This window comes from Chelatococcus sp. GCM10030263, assembly GCF_042666455.1.
In the GTDB taxonomy this organism is placed as follows: Bacteria; Pseudomonadota; Alphaproteobacteria; order Rhizobiales; family Beijerinckiaceae; genus Chelatococcus.
Genome location: NZ_JBHTDB010000003.1, coordinates 325,662 through 343,034, shown reverse-complemented (window position 1 = coordinate 343,034; position 17,373 = coordinate 325,662). Strand labels below are relative to the sequence as shown.

At 66.0% G+C, this 17,373-nt stretch carries 17 protein-coding genes and 1 other RNA gene; 13 read left to right on the top strand and 5 right to left on the bottom strand.

What is annotated here, in order from left to right:
• Positions 1-27: 27 nt before the first annotated feature.
• A complete protein-coding gene (locus ACFQU1_RS06290; protein WP_378130427.1) occupies positions 28-375 on the bottom strand; it encodes an antibiotic biosynthesis monooxygenase family protein in 348 nt (115 codons plus the stop codon).
• Between ACFQU1_RS06290 and ACFQU1_RS06285 the strand changes: the two genes are divergently transcribed.
• The gene (locus ACFQU1_RS06285) at positions 374-1,465 is read left to right on the top strand and encodes an SGNH/GDSL hydrolase family protein (RefSeq protein WP_378130425.1); all 1,092 of its coding nucleotides are present in this window, start codon (positions 374-376) and stop codon (positions 1,463-1,465) included. The genes ACFQU1_RS06290 and ACFQU1_RS06285 overlap by 2 nt on opposite strands.
• Positions 1,466-2,281: 816 nt before the next feature.
• The gene (locus tag ACFQU1_RS06280) at positions 2,282-2,623 is read left to right on the top strand and encodes a CsbD family protein (RefSeq protein WP_378130423.1); all 342 of its coding nucleotides are present in this window, start codon (positions 2,282-2,284) and stop codon (positions 2,621-2,623) included.
• A 92-nt stretch (positions 2,624-2,715) separates the two neighbouring features.
• Here ACFQU1_RS06280 and ACFQU1_RS06275 read toward each other — a convergent pair whose 3' ends face one another.
• The 4 genes from ACFQU1_RS06275 to ACFQU1_RS06260 all read right to left on the bottom strand — a co-directional run bounded on the left by ACFQU1_RS06275 (position 2,716) and on the right by ACFQU1_RS06260 (position 5,171).
• A complete protein-coding gene (locus tag ACFQU1_RS06275) occupies positions 2,716-3,135 on the bottom strand; it encodes a DUF2852 domain-containing protein (RefSeq protein ID WP_378130421.1) in 420 nt (139 codons plus the stop codon).
• 108 nt (positions 3,136-3,243) lie between these two features.
• A complete protein-coding gene (locus ACFQU1_RS06270) occupies positions 3,244-4,038 on the bottom strand; it encodes an N-acetylmuramoyl-L-alanine amidase (protein ID WP_378130419.1) in 795 nt (264 codons plus the stop codon).
• Between the two features lie 11 nt (positions 4,039-4,049).
• Complete coding sequence (locus ACFQU1_RS06265) at positions 4,050-4,763, bottom strand: TerB family tellurite resistance protein (protein WP_378130417.1); 714 nt, start codon at positions 4,761-4,763, stop codon at positions 4,050-4,052.
• 135 nt (positions 4,764-4,898) lie between these two features.
• On the bottom strand, positions 4,899-5,171 hold the full coding sequence (locus ACFQU1_RS06260) for a hypothetical protein (protein ID WP_378130415.1): 273 nt from the start codon (positions 5,169-5,171) through the stop codon (positions 4,899-4,901).
• Between the two features lie 424 nt (positions 5,172-5,595).
• On the opposite strand from ACFQU1_RS06260, the gene ACFQU1_RS06255 reads away from it, so the two are divergent.
• From ACFQU1_RS06255 to murD, 11 genes are all read left to right on the top strand, one after another.
• Complete coding sequence (locus tag ACFQU1_RS06255; RefSeq protein ID WP_378130413.1) at positions 5,596-6,429, top strand: lytic transglycosylase domain-containing protein; 834 nt, start codon at positions 5,596-5,598, stop codon at positions 6,427-6,429.
• Between the two features lie 54 nt (positions 6,430-6,483).
• Positions 6,484-7,191 carry a lytic transglycosylase domain-containing protein gene (locus ACFQU1_RS06250; protein WP_378130411.1) on the top strand — a complete coding sequence of 236 codons (708 nt, stop codon included), beginning with the start codon at positions 6,484-6,486 and terminating at the stop codon, positions 7,189-7,191.
• Between the two features lie 54 nt (positions 7,192-7,245).
• Positions 7,246-7,642: RNase P RNA component class A (rnpB, locus tag ACFQU1_RS06245), an RNA gene on the top strand.
• Positions 7,643-8,062: 420 nt separating this feature from the next.
• Positions 8,063-8,551: a division/cell wall cluster transcriptional repressor MraZ gene (gene mraZ, locus ACFQU1_RS06240; protein ID WP_378130409.1), complete on the top strand. Its 489-nt coding sequence runs from the start codon at positions 8,063-8,065 to the stop codon at positions 8,549-8,551.
• The gene (gene rsmH, locus ACFQU1_RS06235) at positions 8,551-9,633 is read left to right on the top strand and encodes a 16S rRNA (cytosine(1402)-N(4))-methyltransferase RsmH (protein ID WP_378131587.1); all 1,083 of its coding nucleotides are present in this window, start codon (positions 8,551-8,553) and stop codon (positions 9,631-9,633) included. The genes mraZ and rsmH overlap by 1 nt, the downstream gene beginning before the upstream one ends.
• A complete protein-coding gene (locus ACFQU1_RS06230; RefSeq protein ID WP_378130407.1) occupies positions 9,633-10,022 on the top strand; it encodes a hypothetical protein in 390 nt (129 codons plus the stop codon). The genes rsmH and ACFQU1_RS06230 overlap by 1 nt, the downstream gene beginning before the upstream one ends.
• A 9-nt stretch (positions 10,023-10,031) precedes the next feature.
• The gene (locus ACFQU1_RS06225; protein ID WP_378130405.1) at positions 10,032-11,825 is read left to right on the top strand and encodes a peptidoglycan D,D-transpeptidase FtsI family protein; all 1,794 of its coding nucleotides are present in this window, start codon (positions 10,032-10,034) and stop codon (positions 11,823-11,825) included.
• Between the two features lie 25 nt (positions 11,826-11,850).
• The gene (locus ACFQU1_RS06220) at positions 11,851-13,338 is read left to right on the top strand and encodes a UDP-N-acetylmuramoyl-L-alanyl-D-glutamate--2,6-diaminopimelate ligase (protein WP_378130402.1); all 1,488 of its coding nucleotides are present in this window, start codon (positions 11,851-11,853) and stop codon (positions 13,336-13,338) included.
• Positions 13,335-14,765 carry a UDP-N-acetylmuramoylalanyl-D-glutamyl-2,6-diaminopimelate--D-alanyl-D-alanine ligase gene (locus ACFQU1_RS06215; protein WP_378130400.1) on the top strand — a complete coding sequence of 477 codons (1,431 nt, stop codon included), beginning with the start codon at positions 13,335-13,337 and terminating at the stop codon, positions 14,763-14,765. Before ACFQU1_RS06220 ends, ACFQU1_RS06215 begins: the two co-directional genes overlap by 4 nt.
• Positions 14,766-14,795: 30 nt before the next feature.
• Positions 14,796-15,899, top strand: a complete 1,104-nt coding sequence (gene mraY, locus ACFQU1_RS06210) for a phospho-N-acetylmuramoyl-pentapeptide-transferase (RefSeq protein ID WP_378130398.1) — start codon at positions 14,796-14,798, stop codon at positions 15,897-15,899.
• Between the two features lie 79 nt (positions 15,900-15,978).
• Positions 15,979-17,373: a UDP-N-acetylmuramoyl-L-alanine--D-glutamate ligase gene (gene murD / locus ACFQU1_RS06205; RefSeq protein WP_378130396.1), complete on the top strand. Its 1,395-nt coding sequence runs from the start codon at positions 15,979-15,981 to the stop codon at positions 17,371-17,373.

Below are 17,373 nucleotides of genomic sequence, written 5' to 3'. Positions count from 1 at the left end.
CGCCATCAGTTGCTCGGACTGGCGCGGCTATTCCGACGAGCCGGTATTGCCGTGCGTTTTGAGGATCTTCAGGATCTGAACAGCGCTCGGCAATTCGATCAGGAATTCCGGGTCGCGGTCGAGGTGATGAATCTGGGTCGGATCGGCCCCCGTGAAGCGGGCCATGGCCTCTACATCTTCCCAATAGGAGATCGTCACGAATTCCGTCTCGTCGCCGCGGTCTTCGCGGAATGTCTGGACGCCCAAGGCTTTTTCGATCAGCGGCACAATGCCCACGTCATAATTATAGGCCTCGTATTCGTTGGCGCGTTCGCGGCGGACGCGACCGCGCCAGATGCGCGCAATCGTCGGCTCTCTCCTGATTTCGGCGTTCATGATCGCACCTTTCGTCGTGAACGGCTGCGCTGCCATCCTGTCGCGCGTTTCGGACGCATTTTGGGCGCGCCTCGCCCGGATCCAGGAGGGGCGCGAGATCCTGCTGCCACGGTTGCGCTCGCCGCAAATCGCCCCCTATGCTACGGGAAAAGAAACGAGGGGTTTTGTGCTTTCCCGCTCTTTCCACGCGATCAAATCTGAACTGTCACCTGCGGATCTCGCGAGCCCTCACCAGCGCCGGCTCGGCGGGGCGATTGCGGTCGTGGCCAGTTTCATCCTGGTCTCCGCGACGGCACTTCCATCCTTCGCCCAGGGCATCACACCACCTGCGGCGCCGGCCGCGAATGCGGCAGCCAGTTGGGAATGCCTCACTATGCAACCGGTGCTTGCCGTCAACGGCCAGCTCAGCCACACGGCAGCCCGTTTTGCCAGCGGCGGCCGGCTGACGATCCTCGCCATAGGCTCGTCGACGACGGCCGGCGTCGGCACGTCCTCGCCGGCGGCGGCTTATCCCGCGCAGCTCAAGGCGCGGCTCGAAGAGAAGCTGCCCCTCGTCCAAATCGACATGCAGGCCTCCGGCATCGGCGGCGAAACGGCCGTGCAGACGCTGGCGCGGCTTCAGAAGGAGGTGCTGACGGTCAAGCCCGATCTCGTGATCTGGCAGGTCGGTACCAATGATGCGCTGACGGCGGTCGGCGAAGATCGCTTTCGCGCGCTCGTCGAGGGCGGCATCGCTGCGACGGCAGCCGCGGGCGCCGATCTCATCTTGCTCGACCAGCAGTTCTTTCCATCAATTCAGGACACGGCACGCTATGAGCGCTTCGTGAAGCTCGTCACGGATATCGGCATGAAGACGAAAACCTGCGTTTTCTCCCGTTATGCGCTGATGAGGGCCTGGGGGCGCCAGTCGGCCACCGTGCTCCATGCCATGTTGGCGAGCGACGGCTTCCACATGAGCGATCGCGGTCACGCTTGCATGGCGGGGCTGCTCGGCCGGGAGATTCTGCGCGCGGCACGCGAGAGCACCAAGCCGGTCGCCGCACTCACCGGGGCCTCGAGCCAACTACGACCGGCTTCGGCGAGCCGCTAGAGCAAGTCCGTCTGTTGCGGACTTGCTCCGCTTAGAAATAGACGAGCAAAATCACCGACTAGGATGGAAGCAAGTGATTCCATCCTAGTCGGATTTGCTCCAGGCGATCCGCCCTTCGTCATCGCGCACTTTGCAACATCTCCAGCAGCCAGACCCATGTTACTTTGGCGCCACACCGGACGCGAATGATCGCGAAGCCTACATGCGCGCTTTTGCCACCGGGCCTGCGGGCCCAGAGCGTTTCAGCAGATAAGATTTTGAACCAATTGGTTTTCAGGCTCAGCGAAGCGGCGCGCCGTCGTCGTCCGACGTCTGAATATCGCTCGCTGGCGGAAGATGCGGTATGCGCCTAGTGCATGGAAATGCACTTGCCTCTTTTGCGTTCGCGAAGTAATGTTGCGTTGCGATATGGCCATGCCATGTCGCTGCCCTCCTTGGGCGTTTCCTCCCTAGACTTGGGCCGCACATCACTGTGCGGCCTTTTTTCTTGAGAAGGGCAGCGACCCCGCCGGCTGGCGCCAGCGGTCCCTCTGATGGCCTGCAGGTCGAAACCCGACAAGAAAGACCGCCCTCCGGAAGACCGTGGGCGGTCTCGTGCGCTTCCTCCTGCGACCTGGGCGCAGGCTTATAGTTGCGCACGAAACGGCATGGGTTAGCAAGCAAAATGAGCAGGCTGCCTGCAATTTGTGAATACCCGGCCGCTGCCGCTTCATCGAGCAATGCTCAAAAGCCTCAGCCAAGCCTTTCCACTGATCGCTGCGAACGAAGTGACGTGTTCCGCGTTGTCCATGCAAGGCTCACCACCAGGAGAGGCACATGGACAACGATCGGGTCAAGGGAACGGTTTCGCAGGTCGGCGGAAAAGTGAAGGAAGCCGCGGGCGATCTGACGGGCGACGAGGGACTGCAGGCGGAAGGCGCCTATGATCAGGCGGCCGGGGTCACCCAAAGGGCCTATGGCCGGGCAAAGGATACAGTGAAGGACGTGGCGCGCCACGGCCAAGACTACGTCGAGCGGGTCAGCGAGGCCGGCACAAGCTATTATGACGACGGCATGCGCGCCATGGAACGGCGTATCGAAGAACGCCCACTGAACAGCGTGATGGCGGCGGCCGCCATCGGTTTCGCCGTCGGCTGGCTGTTCCGCGGCCGCAACTGACGCTCATGACGACGGACGCCCGCGAGGCCATCGCGGGCGTTCGAAGGCGATCAATCAGGATCTAAGTTCTTCGAGCTTCAAGCAGCGATGACTTAGTCGCGCCGGCTCTTCGCCTTGAAGCGCTCGTACATCTCGTTGCGGCCGGCCTGTTCCTCTGCCAGGAAGGCACGGAAAGCGCGGATCTCTTCCACCAGCGCCCGGCGGTCGGCGTCGATGCGCGCAAGCGTCTCGCGGACATGCGCGTCGAAGGCAGCATTGCCGGTGAGTGCGAGGTCATCCTCAGGGATCGGCGCCGTGCCGGCGAAGAGCCCGCTGGCCGTCTCGCGCACACGCATGAAGCCGTCGCGCAGCGCCGTCTCGAAATCCTTTGGCCGCGCCGAGCGGTCATTCCAGAACTTCCAGGCGAGCACGGCAAGCCCAAGCGGCCACCAGGCGATGAAGCCGACAACGAGTGCGGCCAGTTCAACCGGCCGCCAGGTCCAAGCGGACCGCGGCGAATAGCTCGGATTCATGGGCGGTCTCCTCACTGCCGGGCAGGGCTCACGTCTGCAAGATCATGTCTGCAGATCATCCTTGCAACAGATGGGGCCGCGCCAGGTGCCCTGCAAGCTGGCTTTCTCTCACGCGACCGACGAAGGGCGCGATGCAATGAGATCGCGCAAGGTCGTCAGTGTCGAGGCATCGGCGATGCCGTCCACGCGCTCGGGCCGGAAATGCCGCTGAAAGGCACGCACGACCGCTTCGGTCAGCGCATCATAGACCCCACTGACAGCGATGCCGTAGCCGTAGAGCGCGAACATGGCCTGCAGCGCCTCCACCGGCTGGCCGCGGTCGCCCGGGCTTAGGAAGCGGCCGCCGCCTACCGCAGCCGGCCGAACCCAATGGCCGATGCCGGCCGCATGCAACCGCTCCCAAGGGAAGGTTTCGCCGGGGTCGCACTTGCGCTCGGGCGCGATATCGGAATGCGCCACCACCCGCTGCGGAGCAATGCCCCAGCGGGCGACGATATCGCGGGTCAGCGCGATCACCGCGTCGATCTGTGGCTCGGCATAGGGCGGCATGCCGCTCGGGTGGCCGGGATGGGCGATCTCGATGCCGATCGACGCCGAATTGATGTCCGTCTCCCCGTCCCAGGAGGACTGCCCGGCGTGCCAGGCGCGACGCGCCTCCGGCACGAGCTGCAGGACATGGCCGTCTTCGAAGACGAAGTAATGCGCCGAGACCTGCGACACCGGATTGCACAGCCACTGCAGCGCCTGGCCGGCATCAGGCATTCCGGTGTAGTGCAGCACGAGCATATCGGGACGGCGGGGCGCGCCGTCCCTTGCGAGCCGCTCCCCATGGTTGGGCGAGGGAAAGATCTTGGCCGCGACCTTGCTGTCGGGGGCGGGCAACTGCGGCCGGGAGGTGGTCATCGTTCGGTCCGTCATGCCAGCCCCCGCTCGCGGGCTATCATGTCCCAGGCGGCATTGATGGCGGCCAACCGGGCGGTTGCGATCTTGATCGCCTCGGGCGGCAGGCCCCGGGCGATCTCGCGGTCCGGGTGGAACTCGCGCGCCAGCTGGCGGTAGCGGTGCTTCAGCTCGTCGCCGTCCATGTCGCGGGTCGCGCCGAGGATAGCGTAGGGGTCGTCGTCGCGGTGCAGGTGGCGTGCCTCGATGCGGGAATAATCGCTGCCCGTCAGGCCGAAAATCTCGGCGACCGACTTGAGATAGGCGATCTCGCCGTCATGCACGGCACCGTCGGCGGTGGCGATCAGGAACAGGCCGTCGAGCACGTCCTCGAGGAGTTGCGGCTCGTCCGCAAGGAGTTCGCTGAGCTGGCGGGCATAAGCCTCGTAGCCCGCGGTCGTCGCCTTGGCGAGATCGAAGAGGCGGATGATGTCGGCGAGCCCGTCCTCGGGCACCTCGACGATACGGCGGAAAGCCGCGACTTCGTCGCGCGTCACAACGCCGTCGGCCCTGGCCATCTTGGCGGACAGTGCGACGAGACCGGTGGTGAAGATGACCTCGCGCGGCGGGCGACGGAACGGCGCTCCCTCGCGGTCGACGAGAAAATGTCCGGCAAGCGCGCCGAGGAGCGCACCCAGCGGCCCGCCTATGGCAAGGCCTAAGCCGGTGCCGCCCAGCTTTCCCCACATGATGTCCTGCGGTCCCTCTCATGGCATGACCCTCAAGGCATGACCGCCGGCATGCCGGCGGTCACCCGGGTCGACGGATCAGTCTCCGCCGCCTGTCATCATAGAGAGCCGCAGCCTCCTAGGGTAGTGAGGCGATCAGTAGCAATCCTGATAGCGGCGCCCGCGGTAGTAGTAGGTCTCGCAGTTCTGCGGAGCCGTGGCCGCGCCAACGATGGCGCCGCCAGCCGCGCCGATGGCGCCGCCCGCGAGAGCCCCGCCTGCGGTCCCCGACGCGAGGCCGCCGACGGCCGCGCCCGTCGCGCCACCGATGAGGGCGCCACCCGCTGCCCGGTCTCCAGGCGTGTTGCAGGCTGTCAGACCGCCGGCTAGCCCGACAGTGACAAGACCGATCGCCAGCATCTTTTTCATGAGGTCGCTCCCTTTCATACGCGCGATATGCACGCGCCGATAACGCTTGGTAAGCTCGGCGGTTCCATTTTTGAGTGCTGCGCTGCGCATATTGCGACTGCGAAGGTGAAAATTAGGCGGTCGCCCGTCTGATCAGAGATTATCAATGAATACTTTTAAACGTAGTACGGTGATGTAATGGGTAAAATTATGGGTCTGCCGGTTGTTGCTTTTTTATTTGGCGCAAGCTTGACAGTAACGACCTGATTCGCTGCCCGAACATTGCCGCATTTTTGGGTCAGTTCACCGCCTCATGAACGGTGCGGTTCTTTCGACGTCATCAACTACGGTGACGGCGAGGGAGTTTGATCGTGCCCGAGTGTCGCGGGCATTCCGGCCGTGGCGGTTCAACGGGAGAGGACGTGCGGATGGATGTGACGCGGGCATGACGACGGGATCATACGGACTGGGAACGACGCTGCTGGCGATGACGCTGGCCGCTTCGTTCAGCTGCATCGATGCCGCATCGGCTCAGGCTTCCTCCGCACGCGTCAAAGAAGCCACACAGGGGGCTAAGGCGCCCGTCTCCCCGGTCGGCGGCGCTATACCGGCCCATGTCGCCTCGAACGGGGCCGCGGAGCCGGCCGTCAAGGCGATGCTGCCGCCTGTAAAGCCCACCGCCAAACCGGCCCGCAAGGGACGGAAACCGGTCGCGCGGGCGTCGCATCGGCATGCGCCGCTCGACCTTTCGTCGCCGGCCTTGCGAGCGCCCGTCGTCTCGTCACTCGCGGAGCCCGGACTGACGAAGCGTGGTCCCAAGGCGGCCACGCGTGCAGGTACTGAGGCGCAGCAGCGGGACGTCACGAGCTCACCGCCTAGAAGCGCTGGCACGGGGAAAGGTTCCGGGGGCGACCGGATTCAAGTGCTCCTTGCGAGCTATGCCGCCGCAAACGGCATTCCGGTCGAACTCGCCGCGGCGGTGGTCAGGGTCGAGAGCCGCTTCAATCCGCGGGCGCGCAACGGCGCCAATGTAGGGCTCACGCAGATCAGCACCTCGACCGCGCGGGCCATGGGCTATCGCGGTTCGGTGGAGGGTCTCTACGACGCCGACACCAACCTGCGCTACGGAATTCGCTATCTCGCGGAGGCTTACCGCCTCGCGGGTGGGGACACCTGCCGGACGGTCCTGAAGTACCAGGCCGGCCACCGCGCCACGAGCATGACAGGCGCTGCACGCGCCTATTGCGCCAAGGTGAGACCCCATGTCAGTCGCCGCTGACCTTGGCCAATAGCCGAAGGTAGAGCCGGAGACAGACTTCACGCACCGCCGCATTTGGCTGGCAAGCCGCAGGGGCATCCCGCGCGGCAGGTGTTCTTTTGTGCATTGTTGGGAGTAAGACTGTTGAAAATCGTCAAGTTGATTGGGCTTGTGACCTTTTGCGGCCTGAGTGTCGTTGCCACGAATGCCATGGCGGCTGGAGAGCGTGGCGATCCATCCAGCGTCTCCGGTCTCAATATCGAACGACTGGGCGAACTCATTCTGGGCAAGAGGGCGGCCGATGCGGCCGATAGTGACCTTGCTCCGACGATTGCGCCGAAGCTCAAGAACCGTCTGAAGCGGGTGAAACCGCTCCGTTTCGACCCCAAGTATCGCAATCGCTATGTCGAGCTTGCCGCTCGGTATGCGAAGCAGTACGGCATTCCTTATGCGCTGGTCGATGCAGTCATGCGCGTCGAGAGCCGCTACAAACGTACCGCCTATAATGGCGGCGCTGTCGGGCTGATGCAGATCAAGCCGGGGACTGCACGGGACATCGGCTATTCCGGCACGGTATCCGGCCTCTATGCGCCGGAAACCAACATCAAATACGGCGTCAAATACCTGGCCGGTGCCTACCAGCGCGCGGGAGGCGACATCTGCGGCGCCATCATGCGCTACCAGAGCGGCTACTACGCCCGCCGTATCAACAGCGCCAATCTCGCCTATTGCGCGAAGGTGCAGTCGATCATGGTCAGCCTCGATTCGAACGCGCCTGCCTAACCCATGGTGGCCGCGCCCTTGACCGGGCGGCTGTCGATGCCTATCCCACAGTCGTCAGCCGGCCAGGCGGCCGCTGCCGGAGGAGCGATCCTCAGGTGGAGGAAAGTCCGGGCTCCACGGAAACACGGTGCCGGATAACGTCCGGCGGAGGCAACTCCAGGGAAAGTGCCACAGAAAGCAAACCGCCGGAGGCCTCGGTCTCCGGTAAGGGTGAAAGGGTGCGGTAAGAGCGCACCGCGCCGGCGGCAACGCAGGCGGCAGGGTAAACCCCACCGGGAGCAAAACCGAATAGGGGCGGCAGGGCTCTAAGCCCAGGGCCCGTTTCCGGGCCCGTCGCCCGGGTTGGTTGCTGGAGGCGTTCGGTAACGATCGTCCCAGAGGAATGGTCGCCGCGTCGGCGAACAACCGTTCGTCGGCCCTACAGAACCCGGCTTATAGGCCGGCTGACGCCTTTCCCATCACCTACACATGCGAAGCCTGCACGGGTCTCGCCGACGAGGACGTCGGCGAGGGGGCTTGCCGCGTCCGCATGGGCGCACTTGGGCGCGTCGCTCACCCCTCGATGAGGAAAGGTCCGATTTGCAGATGCTTCGCGGCGGAAGCGGCTGCAATGCAAGCCTTCGTTAACCTTGAGAGAGTCTCATGGCCACGCCGGAAATCCATCACCGGAACTCCTGATTCCATTGACGACCATAAAATCCCATGCTATCCCAAATCATCCCGTCAGTGGCGGGATCCTCAGGTCAACGTCCACAGCGGACTCGGTTCGATCGGGGGTGTGATGCGCCGCGTCCTGTGCGCATTGAGGAGAGTGCGCGTTCGCTCATAGCGATGCAGTGGGCAGGCGACGGGACGGCCGAGGTCGGGTGCCATGGACCGGTTTGTGTCCAACTTCACCAATCGGTTGGACACGAAGGGGCGGGTCTCGATTCCGGCGTCGTTTCGGGCGGTTTTGGCAAGGGACGGGTTCGACGGGCTCTATGTGCATCCGGCGCTGGACAGTCCGGCGCTCGATGCAGGAGGCAACGCACTTCTGGCGGAGATCGACGGCTTGCTATCGACGCTGTCGCCTTATTCGGAGGAGCGCGACCACCTGTCGACCGCCCTTCTGGGCACGAGCGAGGTTCTGAAGGTCGACGGGGAGGGCCGGGTTATCCTGACGGACGCATTGCGCGACCATGCGGGCATCTTGGACCAGGTGACCTTCGTCGGCCATGGACAGAAGTTTCAGTTGTGGCGGCCGGAAGCCTTCCGGGCGCATCTCGAGGAAGCGCGCGCCAAGGTGCGGGAGCTCAAGCGGGCTCTGGGCGAGCGCCATCTCGGGGAGAGGTCTTCGGGTTCTTCCGGAGCACGGGAATGATGATGGGCCGCGGCGGCGGCTCGACCGGTAACGGTCTGGCCGGTGCTGCTGGCGGACCGGCCCGTCACGTTCCCGTGCTCCTGGAAGAGATGCTCGCGGCCTTGTCGGTGAAGCCCGCGGGGCTTTATCTCGACGGTACATTCGGCGCCGGCGGCTACACGCGCGCCATTCTTTCCGTTCATTCCGATACGCGGCTGATCGCGCTCGATCGCGATCCCGACGCCATTGCCGGCGGCGACGACCTCGTCCGCGCTGCGGCCGGGCGCCTGACGCTCGTTGCGGGGCGCTTCGGCGAGCTCGACCATTACGCCGAGGAGCATGGCTTTGCGCCACTCGACGGTGTGGTGCTCGACATCGGCATCTCCTCCATGCAGGTCGACGAGGGGGGGCGTGGCTTTTCCTTCCGCCATGCCGGGCCGCTCGACATGCGCATGGAACAGGCCGGGCCGAGCGCAGCCGATATCGTCAACGACGCTCCGGAAGCCGAGATCGCCGATATCCTCTACCATTTCGGGGAGGAGCGTCGCTCCCGGGCCGTAGCCCGTGCCATCGTGGAGGCGCGGCGGCGCAGTCCGATCGAAACCACCGATGCCCTCGCCGACCTCGTCGCCGGCATCGTGCGTGCCGAACCCAACGGCCCGCATCCCGCGACCCGCACCTTTCAGGCGCTGCGCATTGCGGTGAACGACGAACTCGGTGAACTTGTGCGCGCGCTGCATGCGGCCGAGCGGGTGCTCAAGCCCGGCGGCCGCCTCGTCGTGGTGACCTTTCACTCCCTCGAAGATCGCATCGTCAAGCAGTTCATGGCCCGTCGCGCGGCCCGTACTATCGGCGGCTCCCGACATATGCCGGGCGGGACATTGCCTGCGCCGACTTTCGCGCCGGTGACGCGCGGCCCCGTCTTGCCGTCGCCGGCCGAACTCGCCGCCAATCCGCGGGCCCGGTCCGCCAAGCTCAGGGCGGCGGAGCGCACGGACGCGCCCCAGCGCCCGCTCGATGATGACGTCGCCGCGCTCGCGCGGCTGCCGCAGTCTGTCCGGCCGGGGGCACGGCCAAGTTCAGGTCGAGGAAGAACACGCTGATGATCCGCCTCCTCCACGTGCTCGCCATCGCGCTCCTCGTGAGTTCCGCCGGCTATGCCTATTCGATCAAATACGAGACCATCTACTACGCCGAGCAGGTGGCGAAGCTGAAGGCTCGGATACAGAAGGAGAAGGATGCGATCGCCGTCATGCGGGCGGAGTGGCAGTTCTTCAACCGGCCCGATCGTCTGCAGGTGCTCGCAGGGCGGCATCTCGACCTGCAGCCGTTGGCGCTCAACCAGGTCGTGCGCCTGAGCGACATCCCCGAGCGGCAGCAGAAGGTCGATGCGATCGGCCGCAAGCTCGAGGCGCTCGGTCTCGGCGAGCCGACCGCGACCCCGCAGTCGGGGGGAGCAGCCCCCGCCAATACGCCGTCTGCGTCTCGGTGAGGTGAGCCAATGTCCACTACCCATCCCTTCGACGGGGTTCACGACGAGCTTGCCGCGCGTGCGCCGAAGGCCCACACGCCGAAGACCTTCACGCTGTCGCTCGATCTGCTCAAGCGCTTCTTTCGCATGCGTGCCGACAAGGGCGTCGCCCGCATCGGGCTCGTCGGTGTCTTCTTCACAATTCTTTTTCTTCTGATCATCGGTCGGCTTTCCATGCTGGCGCTGGCGCCGGACGCGCCGAGCGATTTCCACCGCACGGCGACCGCCGCGATCCTGTCGGCAAGGCCCGACATCGTCGATCGCAACGGCACCATTCTCGCTACCGACGTCAGAACCGTCTCCATCTTCGCCGAGCCGCGCAACATCATCGACAAGGACGAGGCGACGGAGCTGCTCACCGCCGTGCTGCCGGATCTCAATGCTCGCGAGCTGCGCGAGAAGCTGAGCACGGGCAAGGGTTTCGTCTGGGTGAAGCGGGAGATTACGCCCAAGCAGCAGGCCGAGGTCTACCGCCTCGGCATTCCCGGCGTCGGCTTCCTGCCGGAGAACAAGCGCGTCTATCCCAACGGACCGCTCGGCTCCCATGTTCTCGGCTTCGCCAATATCGACAACCAGGGCATCGCCGGCATCGAGAAGTATATCGACGGGCAAGGACTGCAGGCGCTCGCCGGCGCCGGGCTCGCCCGCACGGCCGACGACCTGAAGCCGGTCGCGCTCTCGCTCGACCTCAGGGCCGAACAGGCGGTGCGGGACGAACTCGTCAAGGGCATGGAGCATTTCAAGGCCAAATCGGCCGCGGCGGCGATCCTCGACGTCAATACCGGCGAGGTGATTTCCCTCGTCTCATTGCCGGATTTCGATCCCAATAATCCCGTCGAGGCGCTCGATCCCAACCGCATCAACCGCATGACGGTCGGCGTGTTCGAAATGGGTTCGACCTTCAAGGCGCTGACGACGGCCATGGCGCTCGATTCCGGCAAGGTGAACATCAATTCCACCTTCGATGCGCGCTTTCCGCTCGCCTATGGCCGCTTCCGCATTCACGATTATCACGGTACGCACCGCATCCTGACCGTGCCGGAGATCTTCCTGCATTCGTCGAATATTGGCACCGCGCGCATGGCGCTCGCCGTCGGTGTCGAGGGGCACAAGGCCTTCCTCAAGAAGATGGGTCAGCTCGATCGCATGCGTACCGAGCTGCCGGAAAGTGCCGAGCCTATCGTGCCGGCCAAATGGGGCGAGCTCAACACCATCACCATTTCATACGGCCATGGCCTTGCCGTGGCGCCGCTACAGGCGGCGGCAGCGGTCTGCGCGCTCGTCAACGGGGGCACCTTCGTACGGCCCACCTTCCTGAAGCGCACCCCGGACGAGGTGCAAGCCACTGCGCTGCGCGTCATCAAGCCGGAGACGAGCGAGGCGCTGCGCTACGTCATGCGTCTCAACGCCGAGAAAGGGTCGGCCAGGTTCACGGATAAGCTCGCGCCTGGCTATTTCATCGGCGGCAAGACCGGCACCGCCGACAAGGTGATCAACGGGCGCTATGCCAAGAACAAGAATTTCACCACATTCATGGCCATCGTGCCCGCCGATAAACCGAAGTATCTTTTCGTGACCATCTATGACGAGCCGCAGGGCCTGCCGGAGACCTACGGGTTCTCGACGGCGGCCTGGAACGGTGGCGTGACGACCGGCAAGATCATCGCGCGCGTGGCGCCCCTTCTCGGGTTGCCGCCGCGTTTCACGCCGCCGGTCACGCCGTTCCCGATCATGACGCGACTCGGGGCATGGGGCACGCGATGATTGGAGCAATGAATCGGGGCATGCCATGAGCCCGCTGCCGCTCCTCGGCGAACTTCTCCCCGGCGTCTTCGCCGGCGACGAGGCGCGGCGCGCCATCGCTGGCGTGACTGCCGATTCACGCGCCGTCGGGGCGGGCTTTCTCTTTGTCGCGGTGCCCGGCACCAAGGCCGATGGTCTCGCCTTTGCCGCCGATGCCGCGGCCCGCGGCGCCATCGCCGTCGTCGGCGAGAGCGAGCGCCCGGCTAACCTGCCGGCGACCGTCGCCTTCGCGCGCGTCGACAATGCGCGTCGCCTGCTTGCGCTCGCCGCGGCGCGCATTTATCCGCGTCAGCCCGGCACGATCGTCGCCGTGACCGGCACGAGCGGCAAGAGTTCTGTCGTCGACTTCGCGCGGCAGATCTTCGCGGCGCTCGGACATCCGGCGGCGAGCCTCGGCACCATCGGTGTCGTCAAGCCGGACGGTGCAACCTACGGCTCGCTCACGACGCCGGATCCCGTCGCGCTGCACAGGACGCTCGACAGCTTGGCAGGCGAGGAAGTGACGCATCTCGCCATGGAGGCCTCGTCGCACGGCCTCGATCAATACCGGTTGGACGGCGTGCGCCTGACGGCCGCAGGCTTCACCAATCTCGGCCGCGACCATCTCGACTACCATCCGACGGTCGAGGCCTATCTGCAGGCCAAGCTCCGGCTGTTCGACACCCTGCTGCCCGACGAGGCGCCGGCCGTGGTCAACGCGGACGCAGCCGAATCCGATGCCGTGGCGGCGGTCGCCGGCGCGCGCGGCCTCGCGCTGTTCTCGGTGGGCCGGAAAGGGCGGGATCTCGTCCTCGAGGATGTGGTGCGCGCCGGCTTCGACCAGCGCCTGACGGTCCGCCATGCAGCCGGGCGCCAGGAGGTGACCTTGCCGCTCGCCGGCGATTTCCAGGCGGCCAATGCTCTCGTCGCGGCGGGGCTCGTCATCGCGGCGGGCGAGGAGCCGAGCCGGGTCATCGCGGCGCTGGCCGGGCTGAAGGGAGTGAAAGGCAGGCTCGAACGGGTTGCCGCGTTCAAGGGCGGGCTCGTCTTCGTCGATTATGCGCATAAGCCGGACGCGCTCGCCCATGCGCTTGGCGCGCTCAGGCCCTATGCATCGGGCCGGCTTATGGTCGTCTTCGGGGCCGGCGGCGACCGCGACCCCGGCAAGCGGCCGATCATGGGCAGCGTCGCGGCGGAGATGGCCGACGTCGTCATCGTCACCGACGACAATCCCCGCTCGGAAGATCCGGCGGCGATCCGCGCCGCCATCCTCGCCGCCGCCCCCGGCGCCCGCGAGATCGGTGACCGGCGCACGGCCATTCGAACAGCTCTCGCGGACCTTGGTGCCGGCGATGTTCTCGTCATTGCCGGCAAAGGTCATGAAACGGGCCAGATCGTCGGCACAAGGACGCTGCCGTTCTCCGATCACGACGTCGTGCGCGAATTCGCCCGCGAGTTCGACGACGCGGCGGGCGCGCAAGCGAGGCTCACATGACGACGCTCTGGACAGGACAGGAACTGATTGCGGCAACCGGCGGACGGGCTGAGGGCGCGGTTGCCGCCGCCATCGGCGGCGTCTCCATCGACACGCGCAGTCTCTCGCCGGGCGACGTCTTCTTCGCCATACGCGGCGACGTGCACGACGGCCATACCTTCGTTGCGGAGGCCTTTCGCCGGCAGGCGGCAGCCGCCGTGGTGGACGAGGCGCATGCGGGCGAAATGGCCGGCCTCGGGCCGCTCATCGTCGTGCCGGACGTGCTGTGCGCCCTGGAGAATGCCGGCCGCGCGGCCCGTGTGCGCAGCCGCGCCGGCGTCGTCGCGATTACCGGATCTGTGGGCAAGACGGGCACGAAGGAGGCGCTGCGCCTGGCGCTGGCTGATCAGGGCACGGTCCATGCCTCGGCGGCCTCCTACAACAACCACTGGGGCGTGCCGCTGTCGCTCGCGCGCATGCCGGCGGGAACCGACTTCGGGATCTTCGAGATCGGGATGAGCGCCTCCGGCGAGATCGTGCAGCTCACGGGCATGGTCCGGCCTGATGTGGCGGTCGTGACCACGGTCGCCCCCGTCCATCTCGAATTCTTTCCCTCGGTCACCGCCATCGCCGATGCCAAGGGCGAAATCTTCATGGGCCTCGAGCCGGGTGGCGCCGCGGTGATCAACCGTGACATCGCCGAATTCGAACGGCTCAGGGCCCATGCGGCGGCTTCACCGGCCGGGCGGATCGTCACCTTCGGCGAACACGAGCAGGCCGACGTGCGCGCCAAGCGCATCCTGTCGCGGGCCGAGTGCACGGTCGTCGAGGCGGACGTTTTCGGCACCCCGGCCGTCTACCGCATCGGCAGCCCCGGCCGGCATATCGCGGTCAACAGCCTTGCCGTGCTCGCCACGGCCAAACTGCTCGGCGCGGATCTCGCGCTGGCGGCGCTCGCGCTCGGCCAGCTTTCGCCGCCTGTCGGCCGCGGCGAACGCACGCGCTTGCAGGTACCGGGGGGCGAGGTCGTCCTCATCGATGAGAGCTATAATGCCAATCCGGCCTCCATGCTGGCGGCGCTCGCCGCGCTCGGCCAGACGGATATCGGTTTCCGCGGCCGGCGGATCGCGGTTCTCGCCGACATGCTGGAACTCGGGCCGGAAAGCGAGCGCCTGCATGCGGGGCTCGCCTCGGCAATCGAGGAGAATGCCATCGACCTCGTCTTCGCCGCCGGCCCGGCCATGCAGGCGCTGTGGCATGTGCTGCCGCCTATGGTTCGCGGCGCCCATACGCAGGCCCCCGACGGCCTGGAAGGGCCGGTTCTCGCGTCGCTCAGAGCCGGTGACGTGATCATGGTCAAGGGCTCGAATGGAACACGTATCTCGCGTCTGGTCACATTCCTGAAGAACCGCTTTGCCGATGCCGCGCCCGCAGCGGTGAGAGCCTGAAGCCGGGTCAACCCACGAGGATCATCACATATGTTCACCTGGCTTGCGGAGTTCTCGGGTACGTTCTCCGGCCTCAATGTATTCCGCTACATCACCTTCCGGGCAGGTGGCGCGACCGCGACCGCGCTCTTCATCGTCTTCATGTTCGGGCCGGGCATCATCTCGCTCCTGCGGGTGCGTCAGGGCAAGGGCCAGCCGATCCGGGACGATGGCCCGCAGACGCATCTCGCCAAGCGCGGCACGCCGACGATGGGCGGGCTGATGATCCTGTCCGGGGTCATCATCTCCATCCTGCTGTGGGGCAATCTCGCCAACGCCTATGTGTGGATCGTCCTGTTCGTCACGCTGCTGTTCGGCGCCATCGGCTTCTATGACGATTATCTCAAGGTCACGAAGCAGTCGCACAAGGGCTTCTCGGGGCGTTCGCGGCTCGCCCTCGAGGGCGTGATCGCCGGTCTCGCCTGCCTTGCCATCATCTATGTGAGCCGTGACGCACTGCCGCCGACACGCGAGTTCCTGGCAACCTCCATCGCCATTCCCTTTTTCAAGGATCTCCTTTTCGACGTCGGCCTCCTGTTCGTCGTCTTCGGCGCCTTCGTGATTGTCGCCTCCGGCAATGCCGTCAACCTGACGGACGGCCTCGACGGTCTCGCCATCGTGCCCGTCATGATCGCTGCCGGCACCTTCGGCATCATCGCTTATCTCGTCGGCAACGCCATCTTCGCCAATTACCTGCAGGTGAACTTCGTGCCGGGCACGGGCGAGCTCGCCGTCGTCTGCGGCGCGCTCATCGGCGCCGGCATCGGCTTCCTGTGGTTCAACGCCCCGCCGGCGCAGATCTTCATGGGCGATACGGGATCGCTCGCGCTCGGCGGACTGCTCGGCACGGTCGCCGTGGCGGTGAAGCACGAGATCGTGCTCGCGATCGTCGGCGGGCTCTTCGTGCTGGAGGCGCTCTCGGTGATCATCCAGGTCGCGTCCTTCAAGCTCACCGGCCGGCGCGTCTTCAAGATGGCGCCGATCCACCACCATTTCGAACAGCTCGGTTGGACGGAGCCGCAGGTGGTGATCCGCTTCTGGATCATCTCCGTGGTGCTCGCCCTCATCGGGCTCTCGTCGCTCAAGCTGCGGTGAGGGTGATGACTGGCCAGGTGATCAGCGCGAGCCGTACCCATTCCTGTCCCCGTCGGGGAGAGGTGAAAGGCCGGTCCGCATGATCCCCGTCACGACCTTCGCGGGCCAGCGCGTCGCCGTGTTCGGGCTCGGCGGGTCCGGCCTCGCGACGGCCGAGGCGCTGATCGCCGGCGGTGCCGAGGTTCTTGCCTGGGACGATGGCGAGGTGGGGCGCGCCAAGGCGGCTCAAACCGGAATTCCCGTTGCCGATCTGCGCGAGGCGGACTGGGGCCGCTTTGCCGCGCTCGTGCTCTCGCCGGGCGTGCCGTTGACCCATCCCGAGCCGCATTGGAGCGCCAAGCTCGCCAAGGCCGCGGGCGTCGCGATCATCGGCGATATCGAGCTCTTCTGCCGCGAGCGCGCCAAATTCGCCGCGGACGCGCCTTTCGTCGCCATAACAGGCACCAACGGCAAATCGACCACGACGGCGCTCATCGCCCATATCCTGACCGTCGCCGGACAAGACGTGCAGATGGGCGGCAATATCGGCCGGGCCATTCTCTCGCTCGAACCGCCCGCGCCCGGGCGCGTCCATGTGGTCGAGTGCTCGTCCTTTCAGATCGATCTCGCCCCCTCGCTCACACCGAGCGTCGGCGTCCTCCTCAACGTCACGCCCGACCACCTCGATCGGCACGGCACGATGGAGAATTACGCGGCCATCAAGGAACGGCTGATTGCGCGATCGGGGATGGCGGTCGTCGGCGTCGACGACGATTTCACCGACGCGGTGGCGGCGCGGCGCGCCTTTGCCGGCCGGCCCTTGATGCGCATCAGCGCGGCGCACCTCCTCACCGAGGGCGTGCACGCCGAAGGAACGAAGATCTTTCGCGACGGCTCCGAGGAGATCGCCGATCTTGCCGGCAACGGCTCGCTGCGCGGGCGCCACAATGCCCAGAACGCTGCCGCCGCCGCAGCCGCGGCCCTTGCGCTGCGCGTGCCGCGGGCGACTATCGCCGCGGCGGTGAAGAGCTTCATCGGCCTGCCGCATCGCATGGAAGAGGTCGGACGCATCGGCTCGACCCTCTTCATCAATGATTCGAAGGCGACCAACGCCGATTCCACGGAGAAGGCGCTCGCCGCCTTTCCGGGCGGCATCTTCTGGATCCTCGGCGGCAAGCCGAAGGAGGGCGGCATCGCCCCGCTCGCTCCCTATTTTCCGCGGATCGCCAAGGCCTATCTGATCGGCGAGGCGAGCGAGGCTTTCGCCGCGACCCTCGACGGGCATGTGCCCTTCACGCGCTGCGGCACGCTCGATGTCGCCGTGGCCGCCGCCGCGGCGGATGCGGCAGGGGCGGGCGAGGCGGTGGTCCTGCTCTCGCCGGCCTCAGCCTCCTACGACCAGTTTGCGAATTTCGGGGCGCGCGGCGACCAGTTCCGCGATCTCGTCCTCGCCTTGCCGGGCCTCGCGCCGGCCGCCAGCAACAGGGGAAACTGA

What these genes read in the sequence shown, in the direction of transcription:
- ACFQU1_RS06285 (WP_378130425.1), top strand. Translation starts at nt 374, where the DNA reads ATGATCGCACCTTTCGTCGTGAACGGCTGCGCTGCCATCCTGTCGCGC.
- ACFQU1_RS06290 (WP_378130427.1), bottom strand. Translation starts at nt 375, where the DNA reads ATGAACGCCGAAATCAGGAGAGAGCCGACGATTGCGCGCATCTGGCGC.
- ACFQU1_RS06280 (WP_378130423.1), top strand. Translation starts at nt 2,282, where the DNA reads ATGGACAACGATCGGGTCAAGGGAACGGTTTCGCAGGTCGGCGGAAAA.
- ACFQU1_RS06275 (WP_378130421.1), bottom strand. Translation starts at nt 3,135, where the DNA reads ATGAATCCGAGCTATTCGCCGCGGTCCGCTTGGACCTGGCGGCCGGTT.
- ACFQU1_RS06270 (WP_378130419.1), bottom strand. Translation starts at nt 4,038, where the DNA reads ATGACCACCTCCCGGCCGCAGTTGCCCGCCCCCGACAGCAAGGTCGCG.
- ACFQU1_RS06265 (WP_378130417.1), bottom strand. Translation starts at nt 4,763, where the DNA reads ATGTGGGGAAAGCTGGGCGGCACCGGCTTAGGCCTTGCCATAGGCGGG.
- ACFQU1_RS06260 (WP_378130415.1), bottom strand. Translation starts at nt 5,171, where the DNA reads ATGAAAAAGATGCTGGCGATCGGTCTTGTCACTGTCGGGCTAGCCGGC.
- ACFQU1_RS06255 (WP_378130413.1), top strand. Translation starts at nt 5,596, where the DNA reads ATGACGACGGGATCATACGGACTGGGAACGACGCTGCTGGCGATGACG.
- mraZ (WP_378130409.1), top strand. Translation starts at nt 8,063, where the DNA reads ATGGACCGGTTTGTGTCCAACTTCACCAATCGGTTGGACACGAAGGGG.
- rsmH (WP_378131587.1), top strand. Translation starts at nt 8,551, where the DNA reads ATGATGGGCCGCGGCGGCGGCTCGACCGGTAACGGTCTGGCCGGTGCT.
- ACFQU1_RS06230 (WP_378130407.1), top strand. Translation starts at nt 9,633, where the DNA reads ATGATCCGCCTCCTCCACGTGCTCGCCATCGCGCTCCTCGTGAGTTCC.
- ACFQU1_RS06225 (WP_378130405.1), top strand. Translation starts at nt 10,032, where the DNA reads ATGTCCACTACCCATCCCTTCGACGGGGTTCACGACGAGCTTGCCGCG.
- ACFQU1_RS06220 (WP_378130402.1), top strand. Translation starts at nt 11,851, where the DNA reads ATGAGCCCGCTGCCGCTCCTCGGCGAACTTCTCCCCGGCGTCTTCGCC.
- ACFQU1_RS06215 (WP_378130400.1), top strand. Translation starts at nt 13,335, where the DNA reads ATGACGACGCTCTGGACAGGACAGGAACTGATTGCGGCAACCGGCGGA.
- mraY (WP_378130398.1), top strand. Translation starts at nt 14,796, where the DNA reads ATGTTCACCTGGCTTGCGGAGTTCTCGGGTACGTTCTCCGGCCTCAAT.
- murD (WP_378130396.1), top strand. Translation starts at nt 15,979, where the DNA reads ATGATCCCCGTCACGACCTTCGCGGGCCAGCGCGTCGCCGTGTTCGGG.